13 protein-coding genes are annotated in these 12730 nt (G+C 64.0%); 9 read left to right on the top strand and 4 right to left on the bottom strand.

The features are described from left to right. Nucleotides 1–44 precede the first annotated feature (44 nt). From BR47_RS30225 to BR47_RS33055, 5 genes are all read left to right on the top strand, one after another. Nucleotides 45–1202 (top strand): hypothetical protein, encoded by a 1158-nt coding sequence (locus BR47_RS30225; protein WP_231506689.1) that lies wholly within the window; start codon nucleotides 45–47, stop codon nucleotides 1200–1202. A gap of 275 nt (nucleotides 1203–1477) precedes the next feature. Continuing rightward, complete coding sequence (locus tag BR47_RS33065; protein WP_141772159.1) at nucleotides 1478–3208, top strand: hypothetical protein; 1731 nt, start codon at nucleotides 1478–1480, stop codon at nucleotides 3206–3208. Between the two features lie 20 nt (nucleotides 3209–3228). Beyond that, a complete protein-coding gene (locus BR47_RS33060; RefSeq protein WP_141772158.1) occupies nucleotides 3229–3573 on the top strand; it encodes a hypothetical protein in 345 nt (114 codons plus the stop codon). Nucleotides 3574–3769: 196 nt separating this feature from the next. Continuing rightward, complete coding sequence (locus tag BR47_RS34200; RefSeq protein ID WP_502685821.1) at nucleotides 3770–4225, top strand: Rv0361 family membrane protein; 456 nt, start codon at nucleotides 3770–3772, stop codon at nucleotides 4223–4225. After that, on the top strand, nucleotides 4186–4839 hold the full coding sequence (locus tag BR47_RS33055; protein ID WP_141772157.1) for a hypothetical protein: 654 nt from the start codon (nucleotides 4186–4188) through the stop codon (nucleotides 4837–4839). The genes BR47_RS34200 and BR47_RS33055 overlap by 40 nt, the downstream gene beginning before the upstream one ends. A 145-nt stretch (nucleotides 4840–4984) precedes the next feature. On the opposite strand, the gene BR47_RS0110685 is transcribed toward BR47_RS33055, so the two are convergent. Further along, nucleotides 4985–5593 carry a TetR/AcrR family transcriptional regulator gene (locus BR47_RS0110685; protein WP_029119494.1) on the bottom strand — a complete coding sequence of 203 codons (609 nt, stop codon included), beginning with the start codon at nucleotides 5591–5593 and terminating at the stop codon, nucleotides 4985–4987. 44 nt (nucleotides 5594–5637) lie between these two features. On the opposite strand from BR47_RS0110685, the gene BR47_RS0110680 reads away from it, so the two are divergent. Both BR47_RS0110680 and BR47_RS0110675 read left to right on the top strand, forming a co-directional pair. Then, a complete protein-coding gene (locus BR47_RS0110680) occupies nucleotides 5638–6795 on the top strand; it encodes a phosphotransferase family protein (protein WP_029119493.1) in 1158 nt (385 codons plus the stop codon). Continuing rightward, nucleotides 6795–7910, top strand: a complete 1116-nt coding sequence (locus tag BR47_RS0110675) for an Rv3169 family protein (RefSeq protein WP_029119492.1) — start codon at nucleotides 6795–6797, stop codon at nucleotides 7908–7910. Before BR47_RS0110680 ends, BR47_RS0110675 begins: the two co-directional genes overlap by 1 nt. An 83-nt stretch (nucleotides 7911–7993) precedes the next feature. Here BR47_RS0110675 and BR47_RS0110670 read toward each other — a convergent pair whose 3' ends face one another. The 3 genes from BR47_RS0110670 to BR47_RS0110660 form a co-directional block, all read right to left on the bottom strand. Continuing rightward, on the bottom strand, nucleotides 7994–8362 hold the full coding sequence (locus BR47_RS0110670; RefSeq protein WP_029119491.1) for a DUF4345 family protein: 369 nt from the start codon (nucleotides 8360–8362) through the stop codon (nucleotides 7994–7996). A gap of 77 nt (nucleotides 8363–8439) precedes the next feature. After that, nucleotides 8440–8622 carry a hypothetical protein gene (locus tag BR47_RS0110665; RefSeq protein ID WP_020104360.1) on the bottom strand — a complete coding sequence of 61 codons (183 nt, stop codon included), beginning with the start codon at nucleotides 8620–8622 and terminating at the stop codon, nucleotides 8440–8442. A gap of 140 nt (nucleotides 8623–8762) precedes the next feature. Next, a complete protein-coding gene (locus tag BR47_RS0110660; RefSeq protein ID WP_029119490.1) occupies nucleotides 8763–10235 on the bottom strand; it encodes an acetyl-CoA acetyltransferase in 1473 nt (490 codons plus the stop codon). Nucleotides 10236–10428: 193 nt separating this feature from the next. Here BR47_RS0110660 and BR47_RS0110655 point away from each other — a divergent pair, with 193 nt between their 5' ends. Together BR47_RS0110655 and BR47_RS0110650 are read left to right on the top strand one after the other, a co-directional pair. Then, nucleotides 10429–11532, top strand: coding sequence for an acyl-CoA dehydrogenase family protein (locus tag BR47_RS0110655; protein ID WP_029119489.1), 1104 nt, complete (start codon nucleotides 10429–10431; stop codon nucleotides 11530–11532). A gap of 1 nt (nucleotide 11533) precedes the next feature. Beyond that, nucleotides 11534–12727: an acyl-CoA dehydrogenase family protein gene (locus BR47_RS0110650; protein WP_020104363.1), complete on the top strand. Its 1194-nt coding sequence runs from the start codon at nucleotides 11534–11536 to the stop codon at nucleotides 12725–12727. The last annotated feature ends 3 nt before the right edge of the window (nucleotides 12728–12730 follow it).

Raw genomic sequence — 12730 nt, 5'->3', positions numbered from 1 at the left:
CAGTTGGCCGACTAGCGGTGGTTACCGCGGCGGTACTGCTCACCATGACCAGCGTCGGTGGTGCCGTCAGCGTCGCCGGCACCGCCGGCGCAGATCCCGCGGCACCGGCACCGCCACCCCCGATACCGGTGCCGGTGCCGCGGCCCATGCCCGAAGATCCCGCACGGGTTAATCCCATTGGCGGCGCGCGTGTTTCCTCCAGCACTCCACAGGGCGAGACCGCCGGCATGGAACGACCACTGGCCGCCCAGGTCGAACGCGGCGCGGCGACGGTACCAATGTGGGCCAAGGACGGCATCTTCGCCCCGACCGCGCACCCCAACCGCCAGATCGCGATCCACCTCCCGGGCGAGGTGACCCTGGGCCCGGCGGCGTGGCTACCCGGCGGCGGCGCCATCTACGGCTCTAATGACGTCGACTACCAGGTCATTCCGTACGCCGGCGGCGGGGTCGACATCACCGTCACCCGCAAGACGGTGTTCTCGTCCTCGACGATCCCCTTCGGCGTAAAGATGCCCGCAGCAACACATCTTCGGCAAGGCAACAATGTGGTGCTGGTGGAAACCGATGCTGCGCCAGGCAATCCGTCCCGCGTCATAGGCACCTTCAGCATCCCGGCCGCCGCCGACGCCAACCAAGCCCTCGTCGGCGTCTCCCCCACGCTGGGGCCTGGGTTCCCGCCCGGACAATCCAACCTCACCGTCGATCTGGGCCCGACAAGCATTTTCGCGTTTCCGGTCACCATCACCGTTTCGTACCGGGCCTCCGACGCGGCAACCACCGGGGCACCGGCTCCGAACTGGGCCGGCCTGCCCGCCGGAACACCTGCTGGCGCGGTGACCCCGCAGAACCCCGCCGGATACGTGACCGACCCGACCGGCGCGCACCGGCCCGACGGCGTCGATCCCACGACCTACGCCCAGCGCCACTCCGGCCACTGCCAAGGCGGACCCGACACCTACGGCAGCGCCGACGGGCGATCCGCGAACTTCGTGGCCGCCTGCCAAACCCAACAACTCTGCCTCGCAACAACTCCCGCGCGCACGAGCGTCGACTCCTGCAACGACCGGCTGCTGGCTCACATGTCGATCCAATGCGTCACTGTCTTCGGCCAAACCGGCGACGACTACGACGCCTGCATCCGCACTGCCTCTGACGAAGTCGCATGGGTTAAAGCCAACATGGCCGGCGGACCGGGCTAGACGCGCACCGGCACTGTCGACGTTTCGAACGTGATTCTTTGGGAGGAAATCCAGCGATGGCACCGAGGACGCCGCGACTTCAGCGGAGCGTTTACCGCTACCGGCGCGCAATGGCCATTTTCTCGATCCTGGCCGTATTGCTGTCCGCTGTAGTTACCGTCACCGGTGATCGACATGGTTCGACCTTGACAGCGCTTCCCGGGGCCACCGCTCAACCCGCGCCCACTGGTCCTACCGGCGGGTCTGGCGGGGGCTCCGGTGGACCCCCTTTCCCGATGCAGCCGCCAGAAATGCCCAGTGCGCCAGGTGGTTACAACGGTGGGTCATACCCTGCGCCCGATCAAAATAACGGCATCTCCATATACAACTCGGATGCCCCGCAAGGCTCGGACGGTGACAGCCAGGCCGCCACTTATCCACAATCGCAGCAGCCTGCTAACGGCACGCAACCACCGGACTACGACCATCCCATTTCTCAGCAACCTTCAGCACAGCCGCAGCAGCACGGTCAACAACAACACGAGAGCCAACAAGCGACACCTACTCAGCAGCCAAGCCAGAGCGCGAGCGCGACACCCAGCCGGCAACCGTCACAGAGCCAGCAGTCGTCGCCCACGCAGACCTCGAGCCCGAATCGCGAAGACCAACAGCACAAAGATCGCGATTGCCAAGGTATATCGGGCTTATCGTCGGTCACAGACGGCAAGGTCATCTACACTGCGCCCACCCAGATCGCCGATCAGGTTTCCGCTGCCGCCCAGCAGTGGAACAACCTCGGTGGCATCCAGATCGTCCCGGCAAGCGATGCCTCCGACGGGAGGAAGTCCCAGGAGGACAACGTTTCCGGCGATCGGCATTCAAACAGTGACCAGTCTGGGGATACCTCGGGCATGCCGGCTGTGACGCTGAACATCTCGACCATCGCCGACCCACTCACGCCTTGGGGCGGCGAGTACACCAGCGGCGACGACTCCTCGCCCGGCGAGATCATCATCAACCTGGCGCGCATACCGGCGGCTGGGCCTGGCGGAATCCAATCAGTTCTCGGCCACGAGCTCGGGCACGCGCTAGGCCTCGACGACAACATTCCAGGTCAGCTCATGGCGCCCTCGGGTGCCCTCCCCAACGTACCGCAAGCAATCGATATTCAACTCCTGCAACAAATCGGCAACCAAGGCGCGACGCAACAATGCGCCGCACAAAGGTTCCGAGATGCCCTGCAAGAATTTTGGTGCCCGTTCGGAACCAACGCGGACGGCAGCTGCACCGGCGCCGGAGTCGCCCGCTCCACCGGCGACTTCTTCAGTGGAGTCGGAAAAGACATCTGGGGCGATGTAACCGATATCGGCAGTCTGATCGCGGAACTGACGAGAGCGAGCACGGGCAATGGTGAATCGCAAACAGCCTTACGCCAGGCGCTCGGCCCGTTGTTCGGACTCGGGCCTGAGGGCAGCATAGGTCTGGGCGACGCGTGGACGAACCTGGGACTCGGGACATTGAACCAGCTGATCGGTCTCGATAAGTGGCAATCCGGGCAATACAAAGAAGCGATGGAGCGCGTCACCGCGAACATCGTCGAAATCGCCGCTACGGTCGGCGTCGGCGCACTTCTAAAGTTTGTTAGGCGCATCGCGTCAGCCGTCCGCGATGCAAAGTCTGCGGTCGAAGTTCTAAATTCTATTATCGCACCTGGAAAGCTTGACTACATATTTGGAAAAGTTACATCTTCACCGAAGAATACTGCTCGATCGATATCGATGCTCAGACAACTCAACGCCATAGGCGTATTCGACAATGCAGAGGGTAGAAAATTGGTGCAACAAAGCCTCGAAAGTGCCGCCAAGGCGACAGATAACGTCGCCAAAGAGGAGGTCCGGAACGGTGTCACCACGCTAACTAAAGACTCCCTGTTGATCGGTCCAGGAGGTGTCCTGAAACTAGAATCCTTCTGGGAAGTCACAAGCGACGGCCTGAGACTAACGAGTGTTATACCCTATGGCATGTAAACGATGGGAGGTGCGCGGTAGTGTCGTTCGAATATCCCGATGATGCCGAGATCCTGGACAATCTCGGTGTTGCTCCTTCTATTTCGCGGGAGCTTGATTACTGGGAAAGAACAGTCGAGCTGTCCACGGGGAAAGAGACACTGCGTGTCTCGTATGATGAGACGGGCTTTGTTTGTGTTGAGTGGCGCGAAGGGGAGAGAACACTCCTCTCTCTCTCAAGAGATCGCGCCGACAGACTCACAGTCTGGTCAAAGGGCGGCACATCGCATCTAGCGGTCGACTTCAAGGGCGAGTTGGGTACGGATGGGCGGGTAACGATCGACGTCTATCCCGATATTGCAGTCACAGATGTTCAGCGACTGTAAACCAACGGCTTCTCAGAATAGATAGCATCAGTTGCAGAACGCTCGGACTTTTGATTATCCAACGGCCGAAACGGAATTGGCTACTTTTGGTCGTGTCGACGATTTTCCAACCGAAGATTGGATATCGAGATTCACCCGATGGATCATTTAATACATCAAAAATCGACCTTCTGCGAGCGATGGAGGTAGGGCTATAATGCGCAACCAGCTACGGTCAATAAAGCTGCGCCGAGTTACCAAGCTGGCCGCAACATTGATGACGGTCCTGTTTATAGCTTGCTGCTGCTCGGCGGAATCTCCTCCTAATGAAGCAATAACGCGAGCAGTTGAGAATTTCAGCACTGCAGTCAACAAATCTGACTTCATCGCGGCCCGAACATTGGCGTGCGGGAGAATGCTCGCGGACCTATCCGCGTCTGACGCAGCACTACTACATGGCCGGAGCGCCGCCGAGTTGATGATTCTCCGAAGCGAGTTGACGAACATTGCCACGCCCCGCGTGGACGGAGACCACGCACGCGTGCCCATAACTGTGAAATACAGGAGCAGCCTACCGCAGGCAGCCGAATTGACGCGCGGCTACGAAATTGAACTACTGAAGGTGAGTTCCGAGTGGAAAATCTGTTCCTACACCCCGGCGGCAAGCCCGTGACGATGACCCCGTCCAACCCTGGAAGTCGCGCTGCGCTTCGCCTGCTAGCCGGTGGGTTGTGTGTCGTGACCGTTGTGTCGTGCAGCAATGAATCCATGTCAGCAGACTCCACGTCCACAGCTAGCGCGACATCCCCATCATCGGCAGCAGTCCCCGCCATTTCTCCCGCGATCCGCGAAATTGTGCCTCACTACGCGACTGACGTCACTGATTTGCGTCGCCTCGCCGGACTCGCCGACGCGGTCTTCATCGGCACGGTATCTGAACAGGCCGGCACTTTCGTCCGATCTGGACATACGAACACCCAGTTCAAGGTGAAAGTCCAGTTGGCACTGAAGGGCTCACCGGCAGGTGACGTCGTGGTTGAGCAAGAAGGCGGCCACGATCCCGTCAAAAACGTCACCTACGTCGTGAAAGGAGACGCGCCACTCGAACCGGGCACGACCTACGCACTCTATGCGATGTATCGCGGCAAGGAGAACCTCTACTCCATCATTCCAGCCCACGGAGATGCCCGCCTGACTGCTGAAGAAGCCAAAGAACTATCGGCCGGCACTACCCCGAAACCGGTAGCCGACATGCGCGAGGCAGTAGCACACCAAATTCCCTCCTGACGGCCTCATCCCAGCTTCTCCTGTGCAGTAGCGACGGCTCGTGTAGCCTGTCGACCGCCGGACCACATTTAGGTCCAAGCACTTTCCCGGTCAGAGTGAATTCTGCGGCGGAAGGCTGGACTCGAAGCGCTAGCTCACCTGCATGTCAAACTCCGCTGATCACCCCGTGCGTCACGATGGCCGCCGTCTCGTCGACCCAGAGCTCGTCGAGCTCGCTCTCCGGATGCAGCAGCATCCGCAACATCGTTGCGCCACCGATGATTTCGATGAGCCGTTCGGGCTTGACGTCAGCCTGCACCTCGCCGCGCTCGATCCCGTGCTCCAGTCGGACCCGCACCACGTCGAACAGCCCGTGGAAGCGTGCGACGACCCGCGCGTTGAGTTCCTCGTCGGCGCTCATGTCCGCCATCAGCCCGGGTAGCGCCGCCCGTACCGCGGGGCTGGTGAACACGTCGCGTGCCGCGGCGATCATGGCGCGGATATCGCCGACGATGTCCCCCTCCGGGGTTGCCAGTGCGGTCGGCGCCGTGGGGAATGCCGCTTCATGCACCAGCTCGGCCTTGCTCGACCAGCGGCGGTACAGCGCCGTCTTCGTCGTTCCCGCACGTTCGGCGATCGCCGCCATCGTCAGATTGGCGTAGCCGACTTCGGGCAGCAGTTCGGCGGCAGCGGTCAACACCGCGGCGTCGATCCGGGGATCGCGTGGCCGACCGGCGCCAGAGGGCTTGTCAACCGGTTGCAGGTCTGATTTCATAACGCTACGCATCGTATCGTAATTATCTCGGGAAGGAAGGTTCAGTGCCGAACCAACCGGCGGACAGCTCCGTCACGGTCGAAACGAACGTCGACCATATTCAGCGCTCCAGCCGTGACGTGACAACAGTTCCAGACATCCTGTCACAGTGGCTGTCCACCGTGATGGAAGGCGGCGTCAAGCCCGAGATCACCGTCGAGAGCGGCGTCGACTCGAACGGAATGTCTTCCGAGACAATCATTATCACCGGGCGGTGGACCGAGGGCGGCGCGCCGGTGGAGCAGAAGTGGGTCGTCCGGGTCGCGCCGACCACCGAGGACGTCCCCGTCTTCTCCTCCTACCGCCTGGACCACCAGTTCGATGTCATGCGTCTGGCCGGCGAACTCACCGACGTCCCGGTCCCCCGGGTGCGCTGGCTGGAGAACACCGGCGAGGTCCTCGGTTCACCCTTCTTCCTGATGGACTGCGTCGACGGCGTGGTCCCACCGGACGTCATGCCGTACACCTTCGGCGGCAACTGGTTCGCCGATGCCACCCCGGAGCAGCAACGCACGCTGCAGGACAGCACCGTGGAGGCCATCGCCAAGCTGCACTCGATCCCCGATGCGGACAAGACCTTCGGCTTTCTCCAGGAAATCGACCCGCCAGGCGACACCGCGCTGCGCCGGCACTTCGGCTGGCTCAAGGACTGGTACCAGTTCGCGGCGTCGGGCCTGGGCCGCTCGCCGCTGGTCGAGCGTGCCCTCGTATGGCTGGAAGAGAACTTCCCCGAGGACGTCGCGGCTTCCGAATCCGTTCTGGTGTGGGGTGATTCGCGCATCGGCAACGTGATGTACCAGGACTTCCGGCCGTCCGCGGTCTTGGACTGGGAGATGGCCACAGTCGGCCCGCGTGAGTTCGATGTCTCGTGGATCATTTTCGCGCACAAGGTTTTCCAGGAGCTGGGCGGCCTGGCCGGGCTGCCCGGCCTGCCGGACGTGCTGCGCGAAGAGGACGTGCGTGCGACGTACAAGAACTTCACCGGCGTCGAGGTCGGTGACCTGCGCTGGTTCTACATCTACTCCGGCGTCGTGTGGTGTTGCGTATTCATGCGCACCGGTGCCCGGCGCGTGCACTTCGGGGAGATGGAACAGCCCGACGACCTCGAGTCGCTCTTCTACCACAAGTCTCTGCTGGAGAAGCTCCTGGAAGGAACCGCCTGATGCTCGGCCCCATGGACGAATACCCGATCCACCAGGTCCCCCAGCCCATCGCGTGGCCGGGCTCCAGCGACCGGAACTTCTACGACCGCTGCTACTTCAATGCCCACGACCGCACGGGCAACATCTTCGTCATCACCGGCATGGGCTACTACCCCAACCTCGGGGTGAAGGATGCCTACTTCCTGGTGCGCCGCGGCGACACCCAGACCGCCGTCCACCTGTCCGACGCCATCGACCAGGACCGCCTGAACCAGCACGTCGTCGGCTACCGCATCGAGGTCACCGACCCGCTGCACCAGGTCCGCATCGTGCTCGACGAGACGGAAGGGATCGCCGCTGACCTCACGTGGAACGGCCTGTTCGACGTCGTGCAGGAGCAGCCGCACATCATGCGCCAGGGCAACCGCGTCACGCTGAACGCGCAGCGCTTCGCGCAACTGGGTTCCTGGAGCGGCACCCTCGCCATCGACGGCGAGGACATCAAGGTCAGCCCGGACACATGGATCGGTTCGCGTGACCGGTCCTGGGGCATCCGCCCGGTCGGCGAGGCCGAGCCGGCTGGCCGGCCGGCCGATCCGCCTTTCGAAGGCATGTGGTGGCTGTACGTGCCGCTCGCGTTCGAGGAGTTCTCGCTCGTGATGATCATCCAGGAGGCCCCCGACGGCTTCCGCTCGCTCAACGACTGCAGCCGCGTCTGGAAGGACGGCCGCGTCGAGCAGCTCGGCTGGCCGCGCGTGAAGATCCACTACGTCTCCGGTACCCGCATTCCCACCGGCGCCACCATCGAGGCGACGGCGCTGGACGGCACACCGGTCCGCTTCGACGTGGAATCCAAGCTGCCCGTGCCGATCCATGTGGGCGGCGGCTACGGCGGTGACGCCGACTGGCTGCACGGCACGTGGAAGGGTGAGAAGTTCACCGAGCGCCTCACCTACGACATGACTGATCCCGGCATCATCGCTCGCTCCGGCTTCGGCGTCATCGATCATGTCGGCCGTGCGGTGTGCCATGAGGGCAACAAGCCGCCGGCCGAAGGCTGGGGCCTGTTCGAGCACGGCGCGCTCGGCCGCCACGATCCGTCGGGCTTCCCGGACTGGCTGACCATGGCCCCCTAGTTTTGCGCGGCGTCCCCCGGCCGGGCAAACAGGAATGTTCCCCGATACAACGGCGTATCGGGGAACATTTGTCTTTGGTGACGCTAGCCGGCCCACCACAAGGAGGCGGCGAGCAGAACTTCGACCAAGCCGTAGAACCAGTTGGGGTAGAACGACGTTCGGTCACCGACGATTGCAGACACGATGCGCCCGAAGGCCATGCCGAGCAACGCCACGCTCACAGTCACCACGATGCCGAAACGCACCTGCTCCGGCGCCGCGATGGCGTATCCCAGGATCGCCGCGACGGCCAACCCGAAACCGCCGTAGACCGCCCGCACCTCGGCCCGAGATGCCGCCTCGCCCAAGGTGATTCCGAATGGCCGCAACATCTCTGCCGGAGCGGTCAGGGCCCGCAGGCCCATGCCGGCAAAGAACACCGCGTTGACGGCGACGACGACGTTGGTAGTCACTGACACCGCTACCTCCTGACGACGACGCTGAACCAACCAGCATGACGGACGTGAGTCATGCCGTCAGGCGAAACGACTCAGAGACGCCACATTTCGCGCTCAGTGGCGGCCTGCTCGAACGCCTTGTGGCGAAAAGTCTCCGGCTGGCGCACTTTCGCAGCCAGATGCAGCCGTGTCACGAACGCGGCGGTCTTGTCCGACCACCAATGCATCGCGGCCGCGGCGGGGTGGAAGCCAACTGACGCAGAGTTGGTAGCCATCGCGGTATCCCTTCACGAACTCCGACAATGCTTTTGAGATCGCACAACCCTCGGCGACGGCAACGTCGGCACTAGTGCACAGGTTCAGCGACGGAGGTCGCTCATCTATTCCCTGCAGCACGCTGTTGTTCGCTGTCGGCTTACTCCAGCCCGGCGGTGCCGTCCGCGCTGACGGTGACCTTGGCACCCGCGAGGTCCTCGCGGGTGCTGGCCTCGGCTTGCGACGGGTCGGTGATGACGGCCAGCGCCCGGCTGCCATCGGGCGTGCGCACAGCCACGAAGACCTTCTCAGGCGTACCCTCGCGGGTCACCGGTGTGGTCCAGGTTTCCACCGTGCCGGTGCCCGACCAGTCGTCCTCGGCCACCACCGTCGGCTCGACATCGACCTCGGATTGCACGTCTGCCCAACGGAATTCGTTTGCCGGTGGCTCGGTGCTGTAGACGCCGAAGCTGTGCTTGGTCAGATAGCCACCGTTGGCGGTGATGAGCCCGATCTGGCCGGGATGGGCCACCAGCCGCTGGGCCATGGTCGCGATCGAATGCGACACGTAGTTGTTCCACGGCCCGCCGGCGAAGGTCAGGCCACCGGTCACCGTCAGCGGCCGCACCGGATCATCGAGGGCCAGACCGAGCTCGCGGGCGGCGACCTGCACTGCCGACGGGAAGCACGAGTACACGTCGACCGCGTCGATGTCGTCGATGCCGAGGCCGGCGAGCTCCAGCACGCGACGGCCCGCGATGCGGATCGCCGGCGACCCGGAGAAGCTCGCCCGCTCCCCGATCAGATAGGTGTCGTGGGCGTCGGTGCCGGCGTACGGGAAAACCCACCGCTCCTGCGGGATCTGAAGCGCTTCGGCCTTGCCCACCGACGTCAAGATCAGGGCGGCGCCCTGGTCGACCATGTTGTTGGAGTTCATCAGCTTGGTGTACGGCCAGCTGATCATCCGGTTGTCCGGACCGGGCTGCCAGATCTGCTCGGCAGACACCGCCTCCCGGCTCCAGGCATGCGGATTGCCTTCTGCCACTTGGCTGAATCGCGCCCACAGTTCCCCGATCCGACGGCGATGCTCCTCGGGAGCTTCCCCCGCCGCGATCCGCAGCGCCTGCTCGAACATCGGGTACACATGCGACGGCGCCACCAAACCGATCCGCAGTTCGGCGGGTCCGGCCATGGTGAATTCGGGGTCGCTGGGTGCGAGTGGCACCGACTCGTCCTGCTCGGTTCCGGTGAGCCGTTCACCGCGCGCCTTCAACCGCGTCCGCGTCCGCCAGGTTTCCCCGCCGGCGATCAACACCACGTCATTGCGGCCCTGCTGGATGTCCAGGCACGCCTGGTTCACCAACGACTGCGGCACATTGCCACCGACCGGGGTGTACCGGGTGACGGCGCCCGGCGCGCCGATGCGCTGCGCCAGCAACAGCCCCGGGTCGCGGTAGCGCACCGACAACAGGTTGACGATCCGTACCGCGTCGACCGCCTCGAGGACACGGGCGTCAGCAGCGGCACGGGCCGCCGCTTCCATCAGGTCGACGGGCTCGCCGCCCGGGTTCTCGTCGTACTGGTTGACCTGGCCATAGCCGACAAGCACCGGGGTTCTGGGATCAAGGGGCATACATCCACCTTGGTGGCACCCGCCCTGCGCTGTAAACGACCGGCGCGGAAACCCGCACATGAGCGTTCGGGACATCTGTTTGCCCTCAGGTCCCGCAGATGTCGCATGAGGAAACGTATAGGTGTCGCACAATGCGATTTACAGGGCGGCGCCGACAGCATTGCATGGACCTCACATGCAGAAGGGTGAACACATGACGATGAGCGTGGCCGAACGGGCCGAACTCGCCGCAGCCGTCAAAGACCTGCTCAGTGAGCATTGCACCGAAGCCGACGTCCGCCGGGTGATGAGCACCGACACCGGATTCGATCGCGACCTCTGGAACAAGCTGGCCGCCCAGGGCGTGGCGGGCCTGATCATCGATCCGGAATACGGTGGCGTCGGGCTGGGCGCACAGGAGCTCGAGGCGGTCGCCGAGGTCACGGGTGCAGCCTTGCTTCCTGCCCCGTTCCTGTCGAGTGCGGTCTTCGCCACGGCCTTGATCCAGGCCGCCGGCACCGACGACGACAAGGCACGGCTCTTGCCTGCGTTGGCCGACGGTTCGTCGATCGCAACCGTCGCAGCCACCGGGCCCCGCGGCACGTGGGCACCGGATGGTGTTGCGGTTCAGGCAGTTCGGCACGGCGACCAGTACCAACTCACGGGCACCGCGCACTACGTGCTCGACGGACAGATCGCCGACGTCGTCATCGCCGTCGCGAAGACCAACGAGGGCATCGCGATCTTCGAGGTCGCCCCGGACGCACCCGGCTTCGACCGCACCGCCGCAACGGTTTTCGACCCGACCGTCCGGCTGTCGACGTACACCTTCGACCAGACCCCGGCCCGTCGCCTCGGCACCGGCGGCTGGGCTGCCGTGGAAAACGCGTTGTGCCTCACGGTGATCGCCCTGGCCGGGGAACAGGTCGGCGGTGCTCGCCGCCTGTTCGATGTCACCGTCGAATACCTCAAGACCCGGATCCAGTTCGGGCGGCCCATCGGCAGCTTCCAGGCGATCAAGCACATGGCGGCCGACCTGCTGCTGGAAGTCGAATCCGCCACCTCGGCCGCACAGCATGCCGCCGCACAGTTCGATACCGACCCGGCGGGCTCTGACGGTCCTGTGGCGTTGGCCGGATTCGCCTGTGCGGAGGCCTATCACACCACCGCCATGCAATCGATCCAGATGCACGGCGGCATCGGCTTCACCTGGGAGCACCCCGCGCATCTGTTCCTGCGCCGGGCGCGTACCGGCCGTCAACTGTTCGGCAGCTCACGTGACCATCGTGAGCGCTACCTGGCAGCAAAGGGCGCCTGAGATGACCACCACCGCAACGAATCCCGATGACCTCCGTACCGAGGTCCGCGACTGGCTCACACAGAACTGGACCGCGTTGCCACCGGCGGACGACCCGTGGGTCAGCTCGCCGGCGGAAATCGCCTGGCGTGAAAAGGTTCTCGAAGCCGGATACGCCGTGCCCACGTATCCGCCCGATTGGTTCGGCCGCGGCTACCCGAGCAAACTCGCCGCGGTGATCCAGCAGGAGTTCCGCGCGCTCAAGGCTCCCGGCGCCTGTCAGGACAAGCACAACATCCCGGCCAACACCTTGTTCGCGTTCGGCTCGGACGAGCTGAAACATGAACTGCTACGGGACTTTCTGACCGGGGCCGCCCGCACCTGCCTGCTCTACAGCGAGCCCGGCGCCGGATCCGATCTGGCCGGGGTGAGCACCACAGCGGTGCGCGACGGCGACCGTTGGGTGGTCAACGGCCAAAAGGTGTGGACCTCCGGAGCGGCGACGTCCGAATACGGTCTGCTGATCGCGCGCACCGACTGGGATGCACCCAAGCACAAGGGCATGAGCTACTTCATCATCCCGATGCGGCAGCCCGGCATCGAGGTACGGCCACTGGTCCAGATCACCGGTGAGGCGCATTTCAACGAAGTGTTCATCTCCGATGCCACCGTGCCGCACGCCAATCTCATTGGCGGAGAAGGCAACGGCTGGCGCGTCCTGCAGACCGCCCTGGCGTACGAACGCTCCATCATGGGTGACGGCGGACGCGGATCGCGCAACAAGTCCAAGGCCGACAGCCTCGTGGAACTGGCCCGCGAGCACGGCCGCCTCGACGATGCCGCCCTGCGGGAGCGGCTCGCGGACGTGCTGGCGTTGCGGGAACTCAACCGTCTCAACAATCTTCGCGCCAAGGCGTCGACCAGCCAGGGCACGTCGAGTTCGATCATGTCGCTGGGTAAGCTCGCGATGTCGCGAATCCTGCACTCGGAGGCAGCGTTGAAGACCGAGATCATCGGCACCGAATCACTGCTGGCGGGTCCCGACAACCCTGAGGCCGACGACGTGAACTTCCTGTCCCTCAACGCATTCTTCACCTCCATCGGCGGCGGCACCGACCAGATTCAGCGCACCATCATCGGTGAACGCGTCTTGGGCCTGGCGAAGGAACCCGAGACCGACCGCGACATCCCGTTCCGCCAGGCGCGACGCAGTTGACGA

Origin of the sequence: Mycobacterium sp. UNC410CL29Cvi84 (assembly GCF_000686745.1) — a bacterium.
GTDB lineage: Bacteria > Actinomycetota > Actinomycetes > Mycobacteriales > Mycobacteriaceae > Mycobacterium > Mycobacterium mucogenicum_B.
Note: the sequence above shows the minus strand (reverse complement) of the source record. Positions and strands in the feature narration are given on the sequence as shown.